General features: G+C 71.1%; 15 protein-coding genes. 10 read left to right on the top strand and 5 right to left on the bottom strand.

The window, feature by feature from the left end; translation table 11 throughout:
- The 7 genes from ACJMNC_RS09135 to ACJMNC_RS09105 all read left to right on the top strand — a co-directional run.
- A partial coding sequence (locus ACJMNC_RS09135; protein ID WP_408947634.1) for a DALR anticodon-binding domain-containing protein occupies positions 1–408 on the top strand: 408 nt, incomplete at its 5' end.
- A 4-nt stretch (positions 409–412) separates the two neighbouring features.
- Positions 413–1,837 carry a diaminopimelate decarboxylase gene (gene lysA, locus ACJMNC_RS09130; RefSeq protein ID WP_408947789.1) on the top strand — a complete coding sequence of 475 codons (1,425 nt, stop codon included), beginning with the start codon at positions 413–415 and terminating at the stop codon, positions 1,835–1,837.
- Entirely contained in the window at positions 1,834–3,141 is a 1,308-nt protein-coding gene (locus ACJMNC_RS09125) for a homoserine dehydrogenase (RefSeq protein ID WP_408947633.1), read from the top strand. Before lysA ends, ACJMNC_RS09125 begins: the two co-directional genes overlap by 4 nt.
- Positions 3,134–4,219: a threonine synthase gene (thrC, locus tag ACJMNC_RS09120; protein ID WP_408947632.1), complete on the top strand. Its 1,086-nt coding sequence runs from the start codon at positions 3,134–3,136 to the stop codon at positions 4,217–4,219. Before ACJMNC_RS09125 ends, thrC begins: the two co-directional genes overlap by 8 nt.
- Positions 4,216–5,148 (top strand): homoserine kinase, encoded by a 933-nt coding sequence (thrB, locus tag ACJMNC_RS09115; RefSeq protein ID WP_408947631.1) that lies wholly within the window; start codon positions 4,216–4,218, stop codon positions 5,146–5,148. Before thrC ends, thrB begins: the two co-directional genes overlap by 4 nt.
- A gap of 219 nt (positions 5,149–5,367) precedes the next feature.
- Entirely contained in the window at positions 5,368–7,311 is a 1,944-nt protein-coding gene (gene rho, locus ACJMNC_RS09110) for a transcription termination factor Rho (protein ID WP_408947630.1), read from the top strand.
- 26 nt (positions 7,312–7,337) lie between these two features.
- Positions 7,338–7,994 (top strand): HAD family hydrolase, encoded by a 657-nt coding sequence (locus ACJMNC_RS09105; RefSeq protein ID WP_408947629.1) that lies wholly within the window; start codon positions 7,338–7,340, stop codon positions 7,992–7,994.
- A 51-nt stretch (positions 7,995–8,045) separates the two neighbouring features.
- On the opposite strand, the gene ACJMNC_RS09100 is transcribed toward ACJMNC_RS09105, so the two are convergent.
- Together ACJMNC_RS09100 and ACJMNC_RS09095 are read right to left on the bottom strand one after the other, a co-directional pair.
- Positions 8,046–9,044 carry a carbon-nitrogen hydrolase family protein gene (locus tag ACJMNC_RS09100; RefSeq protein WP_408947628.1) on the bottom strand — a complete coding sequence of 333 codons (999 nt, stop codon included), beginning with the start codon at positions 9,042–9,044 and terminating at the stop codon, positions 8,046–8,048.
- Entirely contained in the window at positions 9,044–10,213 is a 1,170-nt protein-coding gene (locus tag ACJMNC_RS09095; protein ID WP_408947627.1) for a sulfite reductase flavoprotein subunit alpha, read from the bottom strand. Before ACJMNC_RS09095 ends, ACJMNC_RS09100 begins: the two co-directional genes overlap by 1 nt.
- Positions 10,214–10,417: 204 nt before the next feature.
- Here ACJMNC_RS09095 and rpmE point away from each other — a divergent pair, with 204 nt between their 5' ends.
- Genes rpmE through prmC form a run of 3 tightly spaced genes read left to right on the top strand, consistent with a single transcriptional unit; the run spans position 10,418 to position 12,597 of the window.
- Positions 10,418–10,630 carry a 50S ribosomal protein L31 gene (rpmE, locus tag ACJMNC_RS09090; RefSeq protein WP_408947626.1) on the top strand — a complete coding sequence of 71 codons (213 nt, stop codon included), beginning with the start codon at positions 10,418–10,420 and terminating at the stop codon, positions 10,628–10,630.
- Positions 10,631–10,663: 33 nt separating this feature from the next.
- Complete coding sequence (gene prfA, locus ACJMNC_RS09085) at positions 10,664–11,737, top strand: peptide chain release factor 1 (protein WP_408947625.1); 1,074 nt, start codon at positions 10,664–10,666, stop codon at positions 11,735–11,737.
- Positions 11,734–12,597 (top strand): peptide chain release factor N(5)-glutamine methyltransferase, encoded by an 864-nt coding sequence (gene prmC / locus ACJMNC_RS09080; RefSeq protein WP_408947624.1) that lies wholly within the window; start codon positions 11,734–11,736, stop codon positions 12,595–12,597. The genes prfA and prmC overlap by 4 nt, the downstream gene beginning before the upstream one ends.
- Before the next feature lie 16 nt (positions 12,598–12,613).
- On the opposite strand, the gene ACJMNC_RS09075 is transcribed toward prmC, so the two are convergent.
- From ACJMNC_RS09075 to ACJMNC_RS09065, 3 genes are all read right to left on the bottom strand, one after another.
- Positions 12,614–13,633 (bottom strand): heme transporter, encoded by a 1,020-nt coding sequence (locus tag ACJMNC_RS09075; protein WP_408947623.1) that lies wholly within the window; start codon positions 13,631–13,633, stop codon positions 12,614–12,616.
- A gap of 64 nt (positions 13,634–13,697) precedes the next feature.
- Positions 13,698–15,482, bottom strand: coding sequence for a sulfite reductase subunit alpha (locus tag ACJMNC_RS09070; RefSeq protein WP_408947622.1), 1,785 nt, complete (start codon positions 15,480–15,482; stop codon positions 13,698–13,700).
- A gap of 1 nt (position 15,483) precedes the next feature.
- Positions 15,484–20,871: a glutamate synthase-related protein gene (locus tag ACJMNC_RS09065; protein WP_408947621.1), complete on the bottom strand. Its 5,388-nt coding sequence runs from the start codon at positions 20,869–20,871 to the stop codon at positions 15,484–15,486.
- Positions 20,872–20,929: the final 58 nt, after the last annotated feature.

Below are 20,929 nucleotides of genomic sequence, written 5' to 3'. Positions count from 1 at the left end.
CTGCTGCGCAAGCAGTCGTCCGACAACCCGGTGTACTACGTGCAGTACGCGCACGCCCGCCTCTGCGCTCTGGCCCGCAACGCCGCCGAACTGGGTGTCACGGCCTCCACCGAACACCTCGACCTGCTCGACGATCCGGCCGAGGGCGAACTGATCCGCACCCTGGGCGACTTCCCGGAGGTGGTGGCCACCGCCGCGGAACTGCGCGAGCCGCACCGGATCCCGCGGTACCTGGAGAATCTCGCCGGGTCGTACCACCGCTTCTACGCGCGCTGCCGGGTGCTCCCGCAGGGCGACGAACCGGCCGGCGACGTGCACGCCGCGCGGCTGAGCCTGTGCTCGGCCACCCGGCAGGTGCTGGCCAACGGACTGGAACTGGTGGGCGTGAGCGCCCCCGAGAGGATGTGAGGCGATCATGGCCCACCCCGCAGGACCCCGGCACGCCGAGATCCTCGCCGCCCCGCACCTCGCGGAACGGCCGAGTTCGCCCGAGGCGCTCGCGGCCATCCCGCCGAACGTGTACCCGCGCAACGCCTCCCGGAACGCCGACGGTGAGCTGACCGTAGCCGGCGTGGGGGTGCGCGAGCTGGCGCAGACCTACGGCACCCCGCTCTTCGTCTACGACGAGGACGACTTCCGCTCCCGCTGCGCCGACATGCAGCGCGCCTTCGGGCCGTACGGCCGCGTGCACTACGCCTCCAAGGCCTTCCTCTCCGTCCAGGTGGCCACCTGGATCGAGGAGGAGGGGCTGTCGCTGGACGTCTGCAGCGGCGGTGAACTGGCCGTGGCGCTGCACGCCGGCTTCCCCGCCGAGCGGATCGCCATGCACGGCAACAACAAGAGCGAGGCCGAGCTGGCGGCCGCCCTGGACGCCGGGGTGGGTCACATCGTGCTCGACTCGCTCATGGAGATCGAACGCCTCGACCGGCTTGCCGGCGAGCGCAATGTGGTCGCCGACGTGCTCATCAGGGTCACCGCCGGCGTGGAGGCGCACACTCACGAGTTCATCGCCACCGCGCACGAGGATCAGAAGTTCGGCTTCGCGCTGACCGGCGGGGCGGCGATGGACGCCGTCCGGGCGGTCTTCGCCACCGGCAACCTGCGGCTGGTGGGCCTGCACAGTCACATCGGCTCCCAGATCTTCGAGATCGACGGCTTCCAGCTGGCCGCGCAGCGCGTCCTGGGACTGCTCGCCGAGGTGGTCGCCGAGTTCGGCGTCGACAAGACCGCGCAGATCGAGGTGCTCGACCTCGGCGGCGGCCTGGGCATCTCCTATCTGCCCACCGACGATCCGCTGCCGGTGCAGCAGCTGGCCGACTCGCTGGCCGACATCGTCCGCCGCGAATCGGCACAGCTCGGCCTGCCGATGCCGCTGATCGCCGTCGAACCGGGCCGGGCCATCGCCGGGCCGGCCGGCATCACCGTCTACACGGTCGGCACCATCAAGGACGTCTCGCTCGACGGGGGAGCGGTGCGCCGCTACGTCTCCGTCGACGGCGGTATGAGCGACAACATCCGGACGGTGCTCTACGACGCCGAATACGATGTGCGCCTGGCCGATCGCGCCTCCGGCGCGCGGGCCACCGTCTGCCGCGTAGTGGGCAAGCACTGCGAGAGCGGCGACATCGTGGTGCGGGACTGCTGGCTCCCCGAGGATCTGGCGCCCGGTGATCTGCTCGTGATCGGCGCCACCGGCGCCTACTGCTATGTCATGTCGAGCCGGTACAACATGGTGGCCCGGCCGGCCGTCGTCGCCGTCGACGAGGGAGCCGCCCGGCTCCTGCTGCGCCGGGAGACCGTCGCAGACATCCTGAACCTGGAGGTGAGCGAGCAATGACCGCCACGAACTCGCGCCCCATCGGCGTCGCCGTACTGGGCATGGGAAATGTGGGTGCCGAGGTGGTGCGCATCCTCACCGAGGGGGCCGACGATCTGCGGCAGCGGATCGGTGCCCCGCTGGAACTGCGCGGGGTGGCGGTGCGCGACGCCAAGCGCGCCCGCGGCGTGGACCCGGAACTGCTCACCGACGACCCGGCGGCGCTCGTCGCCCACGACGACGTCGATCTGGTGGTGGAGCTGATCGGCGGCATCGAGCCGCCGCGCACCCTGATCCTGCAGGCCCTCGAATCCGGCAAGTCCGTGGTCACCGCCAACAAGGCGCTGATGGCCGCCCACGCCGGCGAACTCTCCGAGGCCGCCGAACGCAACCGGGTGGACCTGTACTTCGAGGCCGCGGTGGCCGGCGCCATTCCGGTGATCCGGCCGCTCACCCAGTCGCTCTCCGGCGACCGGGTGACCCGGGTGACCGGCATCGTCAACGGCACCACCAACTACATCCTCTCGGAGATGGACGCGACCGGCGCCGACTACGCCGACGTCCTCGCCGAGGCCGGCCGGCTCGGCTACGCCGAAGCCGACCCCACCGCCGACGTCGAGGGCTACGACGCGGCCGCCAAGGCGGCCATCCTCGCGTCCATCGCCTTCCACTCGCGGGTCACCGCCGAGGACGTCTACCGCGAGGGCATCACCGCGATCACCGCCGCTGACCTCGACGCGGCGAAGAAGTTCGACTGCACCATCAAGCTGCTCTCGATCTGCGAGCGCTTCGACGACGACGGCGTGGAGAAGATCTCAGCCCGCGTCTACCCGGCGCTGATCCCGCTCGACCACCCGCTGGCCACCGTCAACGGCGCCTTCAACGCGGTGACCGTCGAATCGGAGAACGCCGGCCGGCTGATGTTCTACGGTCAGGGCGCCGGCGGCGCACCCACCGCCGCCGCGGTGATGGGCGATCTGGTGATGGCCGCCCGCAACCGGGTGGTCGGCGGCCGCGGTCCGCTCGAGTCGACGTACGCCTCGCTGCCGGCGGCGCCGATCGACCGGGTGCAGACCCGCTACTACGTGTCCATGAAGGTGGCCGACCGTTCCGGCGTGCTCGCTCAGGTGGCCGGCGAGTTCGCCAAACGCTCGGTGAGCATCTCCGCGGTCCGCCAGGACGGCTCCGGCGAGAACGCCCGGCTGATCGTAGTGACCCATCGCGCCTCCGACCGCGCACAGTCGGAAACCGTTGCCGCACTTGAGAAGATGGACTCCGTCATCAAGGTGTCCAGTGTGCTCCGCCTGGAGGGAACAGATGAGTAACAACGACCACACCCCGGTGCACCGCGCCTGGCCCGGGCTGATCGAGGCCTACCGGGACCGGATGCCGGTCCGGGACGACTGGCAGATCGTCACCCTCCTCGAGGGCGGGACCCCGCTGATCCCGGCGCCCCATCTGTCGGAGCTGACCGGCTGCGAGGTGTACCTGAAGGTCGAAGGCCTCAACCCGACCGGCTCGTTCAAGGATCGCGGCATGACCATGGCCGTGACCACCGCCGTCAACAACGGCAAGAAGGCGGTGCTCTGCGCCTCGACCGGCAACACCTCCGCGTCGGCGGCGGCCTACGCCACCCGGGCCGGCATCACCTGCGCGGTACTCATCCCCGAGGGCAAGATCGCCATGGGCAAGCTCGCCCAGGCGGTGATGCACGGCGCCAAGGTGATCCAGGTGCAGGGCAACTTCGACGACTGTCTCGAACTGGCCCGCAAGGTCACCGCGGACTACCCGGAGATCGAACTGGTCAACTCGGTGAACCCGGCCCGTATCGAGGGGCAGAAGACGGCCTCGTTCGAGATCGTCGACGTGCTGGGCCGGGCACCCGATGTGCATGCGCTGCCGGTGGGCAACGCGGGCAACATCACCGCGTACTGGAAGGGCTACCGCGAGTACCACGCCGACGGCATCATCGACACCCTGCCGCGAATGCTCGGCGTGCAGGCCGCCGGTGCCGCCCCGCTGGTGCACGGCGCCCCCGTCAAGGACCCGGAGACCATCGCCACGGCCATCCGGATCGGCTCGCCGGCCAGCTGGAATCAGGCCGTCGCCGCCAAGGACGAGTCTCGCGGACAGTTCCGCGCCGCCACCGACGAGAAGCTGCTCGAGGCGTACCGGCTGGTCGCCGGCCGGGAGGGCGTCTTCGTCGAGCCGGCGTCCGCGGCGAGCGTCGCCGGACTGCTGGCCGCGCACGCCGACGGCTGGATCGAACCCGGCTCGACCGTCGTGTGCACCGTGACCGGCAACGGACTCAAGGATCCCGACACCGCGCTGCGCGACATGCCGCAGGTCGAGGCCATCGCCGTCGACCCGGTGGCCGTGGCCGGCGCGCTGGGCGTGGGATGACCGGCGCCTCACCGGCCACAGCGATGCTCACCGACGGACTCCGGGTGAGTGTGCGGGTGCCGGCGTCGACGGCCAACCTGGGTCCGGGCTTCGACTGCCTGGGCCTGGCCCTGGGCATCTACGACGAGGTCGCGGTGACCGTGCGCGGCACCGGTGTGAGCGTGGACGTGCGCGGTGAGGCCGCTGCCGATGTGCCGCGCGACGAGCGTCACCTGGTGGCCCGCGCGGTGGCCCGCGGGCTCGACTTCGCCGGGGTGAGTGCGCCCGGACTGCACCTGGACTGCGTCAACGCCATTCCGCACTCGCGCGGTCTGGGGTCCTCGGCGGCCGCCGTGGTCGGTGGTCTGGCCGCCGCCTCGGCGCTGCTGCTGGCCGCCGGACGCGAGGCGCTCACCGATGCGGAGCTGGTCCAGCTCGCCGGTGAATTCGAGGGGCACCCGGACAATGCCGCCGCCAGTGTGCTCGGCGGCGGAGTGGTCACCTGGACCGACACCGACGGGTGCTACTTCGGGAGGCGGCTGCCGCTGCACCCGGATCTGGTGGCCACCGCCTTCGTCCCGCAGGTCGAATCGTCCACCTCGGTGACGCGGGGGCTGCTGCCCGACGTGGTGCCGCGCGCCGACGCCGTCTTCAATCTCAGCCGTGCCGCCCTGGGCGTGGTGGCCCTGACCGTCGACCCGGGCTGTCTGATGGCGGCCACCGAGGATCGTCTGCACCAGCCCTACCGCGCCGAGGCGATGGCGCCGACCGCGGATCTGGTCGAGCAGCTGCGCCGGCACGGTCATGCGGCCACCGTCTCCGGTGCCGGACCGTCGGTGGTGGTGCTCGGGACCGCCCCGCTGACCGCCGCCGAAGCCGAGCTCGCCGCGGTGCACGGTTTCGAGATGCGCGAGATCCCGATCGCCGACGGCGTGTCGTTCGGCGGGTGATTCGTGGCGCCGGCTGTGGCCGGTGCTACACTGTAGGCGTTCCGCCGCGTGGACCGTACGTCCCGCGCCTTCGGATTTCCCCGGCACCGCCGACATCGACGCCTGGCAGCGCCGTCCGGATCGGTCGCGTTCTCACCGCGGCAGAGCATAAAGAATCTCCACACCATTCGTCATCGAATGGGCCCGACGGCCTCTGCCGCGGGCAACGAAAGGACATCCGTGACCGATACGGACCTGAGCACAGCCACTCCTGCGCGACGGGGACTGACGTCCATGCTGCTTCCCGAACTCCGCGGCCTGGCCGGTGAGCTGGGTATCAAGGGCACCTCGGGCATGCGTAAAGGCGACCTGATCGAAGCGATCCGGGCCCATCAGGCCGGTGGCCGTCCGGCGGCCGCGAGCGCGCCGGCCCCGGAGAAAGCCGCCGACCAGGCGAAGGCCCCGGCGGCGCAGGCTCGCGCCGAGCGTGCGGCCGCGCCGGACCGGGAGCAGCGCGACGAGCCCAAGCAGGAGCGCTCGGACAAGCAGGACCGGCCCCGCCGGGACGCCAAGAACGACACGGCCAAGACCGACACGGCTAAGACCGAGGCCGGCAAGAACGACGCCGGCAAGGCCGACCTCCGGCAGGGCGACAAGCAGCCCGCAGAGGGTAAGTCGGCAGAGGGTAAGTCCTCTGAGGGCAAGTCCGGCGAGGGTAAAGCCGCTGAGGGTAAAGCCGCAGAGGGTAAAGCCGCAGAGGGTAAGTCGTCGGAGGGCAAGTCCGGCGAGCGCAACCAGAACCGCAATCGCGACGGCCAGAACCGGGACAACCAGAACCGGCAGGGCGACAAGCGCAATCAGGGCGGCCAGAATCAGGGCGGCCAGAACCAGCGCGGCGGCCAGAACAACAATCAGCACGACGACGAGGACGGCGAAGGCGGCGGTCGCCGGCGCGGACGCCGATTCCGCGAGCGTCGCCGCCGCGAAGGCGGACAGGGCGGCGGCGGAGGCGAGCCGCAGCTCAATGAGGGCGACGTCGTCGCACCCGTGGCCGGCATCCTCGACGTCCTCGACAACTACGCCTTCGTCCGGACCTCCGGCTACCTGGCCGGCCCGAACGACGTCTACGTCTCGATGAACATGGTGCGCCGGTACGGCCTGCGCCGTGGCGACGCGATCACCGGCGCGGTCAAGGTGCCGCGCGAGGGGGAGCAGCAGAGCAACCAGCGGCAGAAGTTCAACCCGCTGGTGCGGCTGGACACCGTCAACGGCGGTGAACCCGATGCCTCGCGCAAGCGGCCCGACTTCAACAAGCTCACCCCGCTCTACCCCAACCAGCGGCTGCGGCTCGAGACCACCCCCGAACGGCTCTCCACCCGGGTCATCGACCTGATCATGCCGATCGGCAAGGGCCAGCGCGCCCTGATCGTGTCCCCGCCGAAGGCCGGTAAGACGACCATTCTGCAGGACATCGCCAACGCCATCACCACCAACAATCCCGAATGCCACCTGATGGTGGTGCTGGTGGATGAGCGTCCCGAAGAAGTCACCGACATGCAGCGCAGCGTCAAGGGCGAGGTGATCGCCTCGACCTTCGACCGCCCGCCGTCAGACCACACCTCGGTGGCCGAACTGGCCATCGAGCGGGCCAAGCGACTGGTGGAACAGGGCCAGGACGTGGTGGTGCTGCTCGACTCGATCACCCGCCTCGGCCGCGCCTACAACAACGCCTCACCGGCGTCCGGACGGATCCTCTCCGGTGGTGTCGACTCGACGGCGCTGTACCCGCCGAAGCGTTTCCTCGGTGCCGCCCGCAACATCGAGAACGGCGGCTCGCTGACCATCGTTGCCACCGCCATGGTCGAGACCGGCTCCACCGGTGACACCGTGATCTTCGAAGAGTTCAAGGGCACCGGCAACGCTGAGCTCAAGCTCGACCGCAAGATCGCCGAACGCCGCGTGTTCCCGGCCGTCGACGTCAACCCGTCCGGCACCCGCAAGGACGAGCTGTTGCTCAGCCCTGACGAGTTCGCCATCGTGCACAAGCTGCGCCGGCTGCTCTCCGGGCTGGACTCGCAGCAGGCCATCGATCTGCTGATCAACCAGCTGAAGAAGTCGCGGTCCAACGTCGAATTCCTCATGCAGGTGCAGAAGACCGCGCCGGGTGGACTCGACCAGGACTGAGCCCGGGCGGCGGTAGCGTGGCCGGGATGAGTGAGATTCCCGGCCGGGTGGCGGCGGTGGTGTTCGACTGCGACGGTCTGCTGCTGGAGACGGAGTCGCGCTGGACGCTGGTGGAGGAGTCGCTGTTCGCCGACCACGGCCTCGATTTCGGACCGGCGGAGAAGGATCTGCTCATCGGCCGGAGCCTCGCCGACGGCTGCGCCGCGATGGCGAGGCTCCTGGGGCGTCCCGGCGCAGGACCTGACCTCGAGGAGGAGCTCTTCGCACGGGTCGAGGCCGAACTGGCCGCCGGCGTGGAACCCATGCCCGGTGCCGTGGAGCTGCTCGGCCGGCTGCACGGACGGATTCCGCTCGGGATCGCCTCGAACAGCCCGCGAGGACTGCTCGATGCGGCTCTCGGCGCCTCCGGGATCGGGGACTGTTTCGACGTCTCGTTCGCCGGCGACGAGGTGAGTGCACCCAAGCCGGATCCCGAACTGTACCTGCGGTCGTACGCCCATTTCGGGGCGGCGCCGCAGCAGTGCATCGCCCTGGAGGACTCGGCCACCGGGGTCGCGGCCGCCCGCAGCTATCTGATCACCGTGCCCTCGCAACCGGGCGAAGCCCTCGACGGCGACCATCTCGCCGACAGCCTGGCCGATTCGGCGATCCTGCAGTGGGCGGCCCGGGTGGCGCCGAGCTGAGCGGACGGCGCACCGATCGGGTAGCGCAGAGGGGCCTGAGGCCGACTTCCGCTACCGGATCGGAACGCTCCGCTCCGCGGCGGCCAGCCCCAGGGCACGGCCGCGGGCGCGGTAGTACCACTTGGCCGCCAGATTCTGCTGATGCCAGTAGGCACGCAGCAGCACCGGCAGGTGAGGGATCCAGAAATCGTCCGCCGGCGCGCGGACCGGTTCACGCGCACCCGTCACCACGTCGGCCACCACCACGCCGGGGCCGTCCTCGGTGCTGCGGGCGGCCAGCACCGTGCCGTCCGAGGCCACGATCTGGGTGGCGCCGACGAAGCGGGTCTCGTACGGCACGGAAGCCGGGCAGCCCGGCGACAGCAGGAAATCCGTCCGGAACCGGCCGCAGTGTGAGGCCTGCAGCACCGGTGCGCCCAGCAGCCTGGCGAACTCGACCGGCGCGTTCTCCGACAGGTACCGGTTGTACTGAGCCAGAGCGCCGGTGGCCGCCGACACCGCCCGGCCCCAGTTCTCCGGCACCGTCCACCAGTGGGTGCCGGACATCATCACATCCACTCCACGCAGCCGTCGCACAGTCTGACCGCGGATCAGTTCCCAGCACACCCCGGCGCCCACCTCGCCGTCGGACGTGACGAAGCGTCCGTCGTCGTGGCCGGGCGCGTAAAAGGCGTTCTCCCACATGGTGGGCAGGTCCTTGTCGTGGACGTGCACAGTGCCGTCGGCCTCGACGAAGTGGTAGCGGTTGTAGATCTCGCCGCCGTCGGCGATGAGCATCGAGCCGCCGATCCGCACCCGGTGCCCGGTGGCGATCCGGCGCAGCATGGCCACCGCCGCATTGTCCGGCGGCAGCACCGCCTCATACGTCCGCGCCGTGAGGGGCAGGGGAGACGTGGCGAACTCGGGGACGGCGATCAACTCGGCGCCGCGCCCCACCGCCTCGGTGATCAGGACCTCCAGCCGCCGCAGGTTCTCCGGGACGTCGCCGACCACACCCTGCAGCTGCACCGCCGCCGCCCGCACAGTGGTGCCGGCCCCGCCGTCGGCCATCAGTAGACGTCGCGCAGGTAGCGGCCCTGCTCGCGAAGCTCGGCCAGCCGTTCGGCGGCGGCCGCCACATCCATGTCGCCGTACTTGGCGACGATCCGGGCCAGGGCGGCATCGACTTCGCCGGCCATCGAATCGGCGTCACCGCACACGTACAGGACCGCGCCGTCGCGCAGCCAGTGGTACAGCTCCTCGCCGTGGCCGTCCATCAGGTGCTGGACGTACACCTTCTGATCCTGCTCCCGTGAGAACGCCACGTCGAGCCGGTCCAGGGTGCCCTCGGCGTCGAAGCGCCGCATCTCCTCCCGGTAGAGGAAGTCGTGATCGCGGTGCCGGGCGCCGTGAAAGAGCCAGTTGCGGCCCGCCCCCGGCTCCTGCGCCCGCTGATGCAGGAAGCCGCGGAACGGTGCGATCCCGGTTCCCGGCCCGATCATGATGATGTCGGTGTCCGGCTCGGGCAGCCGGAACGACTTGTTCGGGCTCAGATAGATCCCCACCGTGTCGCCGGCGCTCACCCGATCGGCCAGATAGGTCGACGCGGCGCCGCCGCGATCGCGGCCGTCGCCCCACTCGTCGGTGGCCGGATGCCGGACGGTGGCCGGCGTCAGGTGCAGGGTTCCCGGGTGCGCGCTCGGCGACGAGGAGATCGAGTAGGTGCGTGCGACCAGCGGCCGCAGCTCGGCGATCAGCGCCTCCGGGGTGGGGGTCCAGTCCGGTTCCAGGTTCAGCAGATCGAGCACGTCCCGGCCCCGGGACCAGGCCTCGAGCTCCGCGCGTTCACCGGCCAGCAGCCGTTGTGCGGTGGGGTTCTCCAGTGCCGTCGCCAGATGATTGAGCAGATAGGCCGACACCGAGGTGATCTCCACCCCGGTCGAGAGCACCTGGTCGAACCGGCGGCGGCCCTTGCGGTCGACGATCTCGGTGTCGGCCGGCACCCCCAGTCGCCCGATGATCCGCGCCACCAGCCCGGGGTCGTTCACCGGCAGCACCGACACCCCGTCGCCGGGCTGGTACTCGAGGCCCGAATCGGCGATGTCGAGCACCAGATGCCGGACCTGCTTGTCGGTGTCAGGCGAGGTCAGCAGCTGATTCTCCACGACGCGGGCGGGGTACGGATTGCGCCGCGACCAGCGGGGCTTTCTCGGCTCACGACTCTTCTCGGCAGCGCTCATACCGCGATTTTAGTCGGCGCTCTCCCGGTGCTCCGCGCCGCCGCCGGGACACGGCCGGGCCGGGGCCGGACCGCGATTTCGGGGAGTCGCGGTCCCTGTGGAATAATCGATCGGTCAGTCCGGTTGTTCGGACAGTCCGGTACCGGTTCACACCGTGCGCACCCGGCCGCGGTGACCCGGCGACCACAAGAGATGAGGACATTCATGAAGCAGGGAATCCATCCCGAGTACGTGGCGACCACCGTCGTCTGCGGTTGCGGGAACACCTTCGAGACGCACAGCACCAAGAAGGACGGCCGCATCAACGTGGAAGTCTGCTCGCAGTGCCACCCGTTCTACACCGGCAAGCAGAAGATCCTCGACACCGGCGGCCGCGTCGCCCGCTTCGAGAAGCGCTACGGCAAGCGCCAGAAGTAGTCCATTCCGACAGACAGCGGTACATCGAGCACAGTGAGCAGCCAGGCACCGTCCGCGATCGACGACGTCATCGCCGAACACGCGGGACTGGAACAGCAGCTCGCTGATCCGGCGCTGCACGACGACCCGGCGAACGCCCGCCGGGTCGGCAAGCGCTTCGCCGAACTCGCTCCGGTGATGGCCACGCACGCCAAGCTCGTCGCCGCGCGCGACGATCTGGCGGCGGCCCGGGAACTCGCCGAGGCCGATCCCGGCTTCGCCCAGGAGATCCCTGCCCTCGAGGCCACCGTCGCCGAGCTCGATGCCGCGCTCACCGATCTGCTCGCACCGCGCGACCCGCACGACGGGGACGACGTGGTGCTGGAGGTCAAGTCCGGGGCCGGCGGCGAGGAGTCTGCGCTCTTCGCCGCCGACCTGGTGCGCATGTACGTCAAATACTGCGAACGGCGCGGCTGGAAGGCCACCGTCCTCGGAGTCACCGAATCCGATCTGGGCGGATACAAGGACGCCACCGTCTCGATCAAGGCCCGCGAGGCCGGGCGCGACGGTGTCTGGTCGCGCCTGAAGTTCGAGGGCGGCGTGCACCGCGTGCAGCGGGTGCCGGTCACCGAATCGCAGGGCCGTATCCACACCTCCGCCGCCGGTGTGCTGATCTTCCCCGAACCCGACGAGGTCGAGCAGGTCGCGATCGACGACAACGACCTGCGGGTGGACGTCTACCGCAGCTCCGGCAAAGGCGGTCAGGGCGTCAACACCACCGACTCGGCGGTGCGCCTGACGCACCTGCCCACCGGCATCGTGGTGACCTGCCAGAACGAGCGCTCGCAGCTGCAGAACAAGGCGCGTGCCATGCAGGTGCTCGCCGCCCGGCTGCAGGCCGCCGCCGAAGAGGAGGCCGCCGCCGAGGCCGCGGCCGGCCGTGCGGCGCAGATCCGCACCGTGGACCGCTCCGAGCGGATCCGGACCTACAACTTCCCGGAGAACCGGATCACCGATCACCGGATCGGCTACAAGGCCAACAATCTGGACTCGGTGCTGGCCGGCGACATGGAGGCGCTGCTCGACGCGCTGGTCGCGGCCGATCGACAGGCTCGCCTCGAGCAGTGAGTCAGTCGCCCGCCGCGCTGCGCCGATGGTCCACCGATATTCTCTCAGCGGCCGGAATCGACTCGGCCGCAGCCGAATCCATCGACCTGCTGGCGCACGTGCTCGGGGTGGAGCCCGGACGCCTGATCCTGGTCGACGAGGTCTCCGACGATGACGCGGAGACCTTTCGCGGGCTGATAGCTCAACGCGCACAACGTGTTCCGCTGCAGTATCTGACCGGCCGCGCGTACTTCGCGGGCCTGGAGCTGCAGGTGGGGCCGGGTGTGTTCATCCCGCGCCCGGAGACCGAACTGCTGGCCTCCTGGGCCCTCGAAGAACTGGCGGGCCGTCCGGGACCGGTTCCGGTGGCCGACCTGTGCTCGGGCAGTGGCGCGCTGGCCCTGGCGGTCGCCGCCGGATCGCCGGCGGCGCAGGTGATCGCCGTGGAGCGGTCCGCCGATGCCGCAGACTATCTGCGCCGCAATATCGACGCGCAGGGGCCGGCGGTGGCCGGCCGGGTGCAGGTGCTCCGGGCCGATGTCCTCGACCGCGACCGGATGGTCGCCGCACTGGGCGCGCGTGAGCTGATCGTCGTCAATCCGCCGTATGTGCCGTCCGGGTCGCCGGTCTCGCCCGAGGTCGCGGCCGATCCGTACGAGGCGGTGTTCTCCGGTCAGACCGGGATGGACCTGATCGAGAGGCTGATCCCGGTGCTCGCCGAGGTGCTGGCGCCGGGTGGCGCGGTGGCCGTGGAGCACGACGACACCACCGGTCCGGCCACCGTGGCGGCGTTCACCGGCGACGGGCGTTTCACGCGGGTCACCGCACACGCGGATCTGGCGGGCAGGCCCCGGTTCGTGACCGCCGTCCGCCGCGACTGAGGAGGCGCAGCCCCGTTCAGGCGGCCTGGTGCCAGCCGGCCACCTCGTGCAGCAGGGCGTCCCACTGGGCGTGATCGGCGGCGGAGACCGGACCGGTCTGGGTGAGCACCGCGCAGCAGTAGCCGTGCCGGTCGTAGAGCTCGACGGCCCCGGTGGGACCCCAGATGCCCTGGGTCCAGGTGATCCAGCAGGCGCCGAGCAGCGGCAGGGTGACCATCATCCGGGCCCGGCCGGAGACCACGAGCAGGTTCCCGCAGTTCTCCCGGGCGGCGTCGATGCGACCGGTGTGCAACTGCTGGCAGCCGGATCCGGTGGCGCACAGGCTCAGCGGCAGCGCCCGCTGCGCGGCCTTCTCGAGCACCTCCGGCAGGGCCGGTGCCGGCACCTCGGTGGCGTCGGCGCATCGTCCGGCGAAGAGCGAGCTCACCCGGGACAGGCCGCCGTCGTCGAGGACGGTGTCGAACAGATCGATCTGATCCTCCGGCGGCTGCACCTCCGATGCCGGGCGGAACGGCGGAAAGTCGGGTCCGCTCGCGCCGTCCGGGGCGGCGCCGAGCATGCCGAGGGCCTCGAAGGCCAGCCGGTCCGAGGTATGGGTGAGATAGCTGGTGTGCACCGCGGCGTCGGCGTCGTCGAACAGCCGCAGACTCGGCGGGGTGCCGCCGGCCGGGTCACAGGCGACGGCGGCCCCGATCAGGTCCGGGTGCAGGCGCAGCCCCACCTTCTCCTGCCCGGCCGGCAGCAGACCGCCGAGGGTGCTGGGACTGTGGTGCACGCCGATGTCGTTGAGGATGACCGGTCCGGCCGCGGTCACCGCCACCACCTCGTCGAGCAGCGGCATCGCCGCGCCGACCGTCAGCGGATGGCCGCCGAGCACCGAGCCGGAGAACCCGGGCGCCTCGACCAGGGCGGCCAGATCGCTGCGGCCGTCCCGGCTTCCGCGCCGGCAGCAGTGGTCGCCGCAGCCGCTCCGGGCCGGGACGGCGGCCTCGTCGCCGCGGCCCGTGGAGACCTCATCGTCGTGGAACTCGGTCATGCTGATCCTCTCCGCGGGGACGCCGTTGTCGCCGCGCTGTCGGTGCGTGTGCTGCGGGGGCCGGTCAGTAGACGTCCCGCAGATAGCGTTTGGCCGTCTTGAGCTCGTCGAGGTAGGCGCGCGCCCCGTCCGCGTCGAACCCGCCGTGTGCGGCGACGATGCCGGCCAGTGCCTCGTCGACGTCGTGCGCCATCCGGGTCGCATCACCGCACACGTAGAGGTGTGCGCCGCGCTGCAGCCAGGCGAAGAGCTCCGCCCCGGCGGCGGTCATGGCGTCCTGCACGTAGACCTTGTGCGCCTGATCGCGGGAGAACGCCAGATCCAGCCGGGTGAGCACCCCGGAGTCCTGCCAGGCCGCCAGCTCGTCGGCGTAGAGGAAATCGGTCTCGCGGTGCTGGTCGCCGAAGAACAGCCAGTTCTCGCCGGTGGCGCCGGCCGCGGCGCGCTCCTGCAGGAAGCTGCGGAAGGGGGCGATGCCGGTGCCGGGTCCGATCATGATGACCGGGACGTCCTCGGCCGGCAGCCGGAAGCTCTTGTTGGGCGTGACGTACACCTGCACCGCGCCGTCGGGGCAGCGGTCGGCCAGCATGGTCGAGCAGACCCCGCCGCGGTCCCGGTCGCCGGATCGGTAGCGGACGGTGGCCACCGTCAGCGAGACGCTCCACGGATCCGCCCGCCGGCTCGACGAGATCGAGTACACCCGGTGCGAGAGCGGACGCAGTTCGGCGATCAGCTCGTCGGGGGTGATGGTCAGCGACGGATCGACGTTCAGCAGATCGAGCACGTCCTTGCCCCACAGCCAGGCGTCGAGTGCCTCGTGGTCGCCGGCCGTGGACAGGTGCTCGAGCTCGGGATCGGCGGTGCGGGCGGCGATGTAATCGACCAGATACTTGGACGCGGTCGCGATCTCGAATCGGTCGGTGAGGGCATCGCGCAGCGAGCACACCCCGCTGCGGTCGGCGATCGGCTCCTCGCCGGTGGCACCGAGCCGCGCCAGGATCCGGTCGACCAGCGCCGGATCGTTGGCGGCGACCACCGACAGCCCGTCGCCGGGCTGATAGTCGATGCCCGAATCGCCCAGCGCGATCTCGAGGTGGCGCACCTCTTTGGCCGAGCCCGGCGCCGACAGCAGCCGGTTGACGGTCACCGTGGCCGGATACGGGTTCTTCCGGCCCCAGCCCTTCGGCGCCTCGACCGCCGGCGCCGCCGCGGACGCGGCCGGGGAGGCAGCGGCCGGGCCGGCGTCGACGGCGCTGAGTGCGTCGAGGGCCCGCGGCAGCCATTCGTCGGCGGTCGACTGGAAGTCCAGATCGCAGTCGCCGCGGTCGACGACCCGGGCGGCGCCGAGTTCGGCGAGCCGGCCGTCGAGGTTCTTGCCGGCCTGACAGAAGCCGTCGTACACCGAGTCGCCCAGGGCGAGCACCGCGAAGTGCAGCCCCTCGAGCCGGGGTGCGTCCGGACCGGCCAGCGCCAGCCAGAAGTCCTCGGCGGCATCGGGCATCTCGCCCTCACCGTAGGTCGAGCACACCACCAGCAGGCGGCTCATGCCGGCCAGCCGGGCCGGCGAGAGGTCCTCCAGGTCGGTGCAGACCGCCTGCAGTCCGCGCTCGGCGGCCAGGGTGGCCGCCTGCTCGGCGATCCATTCGGCGTTGCCGGTCTGGGTGCCGTAGGCGATCTGCAGCAGCGGTGCGGCCGGTCCCTCGGCGACGGTCGCGGCGCTGCCGGCCGCCGTGGCCGGCGCGGCGCTGGGCATGGCCACCCGGGTGTTGAGCCCGGCGAGGAAGCCGGCGAACCAGGCCTTCTGCTCACCGGTGAACGGGACGTCGGCGGGAATGTAGGGAAGTTGCATGTCAGACCCCCGTGGTCGAGGTGGCGGGACCGTCGGCCGGCGCCGAGACCAGCATGCGCAGCTGGTCGGCGACGTCCGGGACGGCACGGACGGCGAAGAGTTCGTCGAAGCTGGGCAGATGTCCGAGCAGCTCGCGGTTGCGGGCGTCCTGGAGCAGCAGCCAGCCGTAGGTGGCCGGCGCATCCATCGAGCGGACGTTGCGGCGGGCCAGGGACTGCTTGTAGTCGTCGACGCGTTTGGCGCCGATCAGTGCGGCGAGCTGGTCGTCGGTGTACCCGCCGAGGATGTCCCGGGCGTACCGGCTCACCCGCCCGACCAGTTCGAAGTCCTCGGTGAGCACCAGATTGCGGGCGGCCTCGGCCACCGACTGCTCGGTGCGGGCGCGGGCCGGCCGGGTGCGTGAGCGCCGCAGCCGGGCGTCGGCGGTGTCCCGCGCGAGTTCGAAGACGGTGAACGCGCCCAGCAGCCGGTAGGTGACCTGGTCGTCGGTGTGCCCGAGCTCGGGCACCTGCCCGCCCTGGACCGGGGTGGCCGCGCGCATATCGGCCTTGAGCGCACGCACCTGATGCACGGCCAGCGAACGGGCCAGCTCGTCGAGCAGCTCGCGCCGGTTGGTGCCGGCCATGATCGTGGCCGAATCCTGGTGTGCCACCAGGGCTCTGGGCATGGCATAGCAGAAGTAGTGCCGTTCGGTCTCCCAGTTCTGCAGCAGCCAGGAGGCCATCGCCGACTCGGTGGCCTCGGCGTGCCAGGTCAGCAGCAGGCGGGCCGCCTCGTGGTGCAGGGCGGCGAACGGGTCGCCGTCGCCGGTGATCGAGCCGACGATCACCGAGTCGGCACTGACCTGCGCGGCGAAGGTGCAGGTGGGGTCGTACTGGTACAGAAAGCCGCCGCTCATGCCGTTGGCCAGGCCGCGTCCGAAGCCGCCGAGGTTGAGCACGGCGCCGCCGGTCATGTACTCGCAGCCGAACTCGCCGAGACCTTCGACCACGGCGGTGGCCCCGGAGTTGCGGACGGCGAACCGGTCACCGGCCTCGCCGTCGACGAACAGACGTCCGCCGGTGGCACCGAAGAGTGCGAAGTTGCCGATCAGCACGTTGCCTCCGGCCGCGGCCGAGCCGCCGCCGGGGGAGCGGACCACCACCTGCCCGCCGCACATCGACTTGCCGACGCCGTCGTTGCAGGTGCCGGTGTGCACCAGGGTCATACCGTCGTTGCAGAATGCGGCGTAGGAGAGTCCGGCCGAGCCGGTGGTGGAAACCGTGACGGTGCCGGCGTCGGCATAGCGCCGGCCCCGGTCGTCGGTCAGCAGCCACGGCGCGGCCGCGGCCTCCTCCGGGGTGAGCCGGTAGTTCAGCAGCCGTTCGAGGTCGACGGCCAGCTGCGCGCCGACGCTCTTGTCCCGGTTGGTCAGGTGGACCGGCTCGGTGACGACCTGTTCGGCGTCGCCGTCGATCAGCGCGGCCGTGACCTGGTCCAGCAGGGCATCGTCGACCTCGAACTCGCCGTCGATGTAGACCGGCTCGGCGATACGGGTCTGCGGCACCGTGGCGAGCAGCGCCTCGGTGCGGAGCCGCCCGACGATGGCGTGGTGCTCGACCAGCGAGAGCAGATCGGCGCGGCCGCGGGCTTCGCGGAGACTGCGCAGGCCCAGGCTCGCGAGCACCTCGCGGACGTCGTGCGCCACATTGAGCAGGTACTGCGCCATCGCCCGCGGGTCGCCCTCGAAGACCTCCGGGTTGGTGGTCAGGCCCGCCGGGCACTTCACATTGCAGTTCTTGGCGATCACGCAGCCGATGGTCATCAGGGCCGCGGTGCCGAACTCGAAGCTGTCGGCGCCGAGCAGCGCCGAGGTGACCACGTCCCGTCCGGTCTGGTGGGCACCGGAGGTGCGCAGCGTCACCTTGGAGCGCAATCCGTTGGCGCACAGCGCCTGATGCACTTCGGCGAGACCGAGTTCGGCGGCCCGGCCCGCGTAGCGCAGGCTGGTCACGGCGGCGGCGCCGGTGCCACCGGTGTTGCCGGCCACGTTGATCACGTCGGCGCCGGCCTTGGCCACGCCCACCGCGATGGTGCCGATGCCCTCCGAGGACACCAGTTTCACGATCACCCGGACGCGGGCGGCCTTGCAGTCGTGGATCAGCTGAGCGAGGTCCTCGATCGAGTAGGTGTCGTGGTGCGGCGGCGGGGAGACCAGCTCCACGCCGGGGGTCCCGCCGCGGGCGGCGGCGATCTCGACGGTCACCTTCGCGGCCGGAAGCTGCCCGCCCTCACCGGGTTTCGCGCCCTGCCCGATCTTGATCTCCAGTTCTTCGAGCATCGGGTCGGCCAGATAGCCCGCCCAGATCCCGAACCGTCCGGAGGCGAACTGCTTGATCTTGGAGGCCCGGATGGTGCCGTAGCGGGAGTGGTGCTCGCCGCCCTCACCGGAGTTGGACAGCCCGCCGACCATGTTGGTGCCGTGGGCGACCGCCTCGTGTGCCGGGGCCACCAGCGCGCCGTGACTCATGGCGCCGGAGGCGAAGACCGCGGTGATCCGGTGCGCCGGCTCCACCTCGGCCAGCGGCACCGGCTCGCCGGCCGGGCTCGCGCGCAGGACGTCGCGCAGCGCGCTGGGCCGCTCGGCCCGTTCGTCGGTGAGGTCGGCGACGAAGGCGCGATAGGCCTCGGTGACCTGGAAGGAGTCGACGGCCTCATCGGTGAGCCGGTCGTAGCCGGAGCCGGTGTAGGCCCGTGCGTCCAGGCCGAAGGCGTCGCCGAGCTCGCTGAGGGTCAGGCCGCCGAGCTCGTCGGCGGCGCCCGCACGCTCGGCCGGCGCCGAGGGACGGTCGCCGCCGTCGAAGGCCACCGGTTCGGTGGTCAGCGCCGCGTAACCGCGCACGGCGGTGGTGCCGAAGGAGTGCCCGGCACCGTCCGAGCGTTCCTTGAACAGCCCGAGCAACGGCAGGTCCTTGTCGCTGCGCAGCGGCTGCTCGGGGTCGACGGCGCGATGATGCGCCAGCGCCAGGCTCCGGGCGATCTGCGGCAGGCCCGCCCCGCCGGCCGGCGAGGTGAGCGCGGGGAACCAGTGCGCCAGGTCCGGGTCGGCGGTGTCGAGGAAGTTCGGCTCGAAGAACTCGCCGCCGATGTAGCTCTCCACAGTGCACAGCCCCACCCGGCCCATAGTCTTCATCAGCGACTTCTGCGCGGCGGCGGTCCACCGGGCGAAGGCCTCGCCGGCGTGCTCGCCGTACAGTTCGGCGGCCCGGCGAGCCACCGAGTGCGGGTGCACGGCGGCGGTGCCGAAGCCGAGGAGCACCGCCAGATGGTGCGCGGACTCGACCTGGCCGGTGTCGGCGATGAGCGAGACGCGCAGCCGCAGACCCGAGGAGATCAGCCGCTGGTTGATGGCCGAGACCGCGAAGGCCATCGGCAGTGCGGCGGCGCCGGCGCCCGGATCCCGATCCGAGAGGACCGCGATCCCGCCGGTGGCGGCGGCGAAGGCGGCCACCTGTTCGCCGAGGGCGTCGACCGCGGCGGCCAGCGTGCGGGCGTGCTCCGCCGGATCTGCCGACGGACCCTCCGGCCGGTAGAGCGCGCTGAACCGGGCCACCGGCACCTGGTCCTGACCGGTCAGGATCTGCAGGGCGGGTGCGCTGAGCACCGGTCCGGGGAGCACGATCTGCCGGGATGCGCCGGTGGCGGCCGTCCGGCCGGGCGAGGAGACGACCTGCGGGCGGGCGCCGAGCGCCACCCGCAGGGTCATCCCGTCCGCCTCGCGGATGCTGTCGAGCGGGGGATTGGTCACCTGCGCGAAGCGCTGCGAGAAGAACCGGGCCACGCTCGGCTCGCGATCGCTGAGCGCGTTGACGGCATTGCCGAAGCCCATCGCCGAGATCAGCTCGCCGCCGGTGGCGAGCATCGGGTCCATGAAGTAGCGGAAGCTCTCCTGGTCGAGGTAGTACGCCCGATAGCGCTGCGCCTCGGTGAGTCCGGCCGGTTCCGTCGAGTCCGCGGCCGCTTCCGCCGCGCTCGCAGGCGCGGTCTGGGCTGCGCCGAGCTGCTCCAGGTCGATTTTGGCCGCGGCCAGCAGGGCCGGGTAGTCGGCGGCCGCGGCCAGCTTCCGGTAGGCGTCGTCGGTGGTGTACACCCGGTGTTCGCGGTGGTCGTAGTAGATCATCCCGCCGGCCGAGACGCGCCCGCGCGCGATCACGGTGGACGGTTCGAAGTCGATTTGTCCGGCCTCGGAGAAGGCGCACAGGTAGTCGCCGGTCTCCACGGTGCGCAGCGGCCGCAGACCCAGCCGGTCCAGGCGGGCGCCGACCACGGTGCCGTCGCCGAAGACCACGGCGGCCGGTCCGTCGTTCTTCTCCTCGTAGAGCGAGAAGTACTCGAACATGGCGCGCACGTCGGCGGGCAGGGTCCGGTCGTTCTCCCAGGCCGGCGGCATCATCGAGACGATGGCGGTGACCAGGTCGAGGCCGTCGTCGGTGACCCGGGTGGCGACGGTCTGGTCGAGCCGGGAGCTGTCGGACTGGCCGGGCGGTCGGACGATGGTGCGGCCGGCGGCCGCGGCGGCGGTCACCTGGGCGATGCGGTTCTTCTTGTCGGTGTTCAGCTCGCCGTTGTGCGCCAGGTAGCGGAACGGCTGGGCCATGGTCGGGTGCGGTTCGGTGTTGGTGGAGAACCGGGTGTGGAAGTAGATGGTGTGCACCGCATGGTCGGGATCGGCCAGATCGGCGAAGTAGCCGATCACCTCGGGCGAGGAGAGCCGGCCCTTGAGCACCTGGGTGCGTGCCGACAGCGAGAGCGGGTACAGGCCGGCCAGCTCCGGATCGGGGTAGCCGACCGCTTCGATGTGCAGCAGCGCCTGCTGCACCAGCAGATCCAGTTCGGCCGGCGGCGGGCAGGGATCGGGAGCGGCGAAGATCCACTGCCGGATGGGCAGCTGGGCGGCGGCCGAGGCGGGCCGCAGCACCGACTCGTCCACCGGGACGTCGCGCACGGTGAGCACGGCCATGCCCAGTCCGGCCATCGTCGACTCGATCAGGGCGGTGGCCGCGGCGGCCCCGGCGGGACTCTCCGGGAGGAAGAAGTTGCCCACGCAGAACCGGCCCAGCCGCAGGTCGTCGATGCCGGTGACCTTGCGGAAGAAGCTCTGCGAGAGGTCCATGCTGACCCCGCCGCCGTCACCGACGCCGGTGGCCGAGATACCCCCGCGATGGGGCACCGAACACAGGGCCTGAGCGGCCAGGGTGATCACCTCGTGGTGGGCGACGCCGTCCTTGCGGGTGATGAATCCGACACCGCAACTGCTCTTCTCGGACTCCGGATCGTACAGAGCGGGACGCGGTGCGGACTCTCGGGCGTCCCGGGGGCGGACGTCTCGGTTGCAGGGGTCGACGGACATACGACTCCTCTTCATCGGCGGGGTGGGGAATTACGCCCCTGCGACGATGAAGCGGCGT

The sequence above is a fragment of the Gordonia sp. VNK21 genome (genome assembly GCF_046098115.1).
In the GTDB taxonomy this organism is placed as follows: domain Bacteria; phylum Actinomycetota; class Actinomycetes; order Mycobacteriales; family Mycobacteriaceae; genus Gordonia.
Note: the sequence above shows the minus strand (reverse complement) of the source record. Positions and strands in the feature narration are given on the sequence as shown.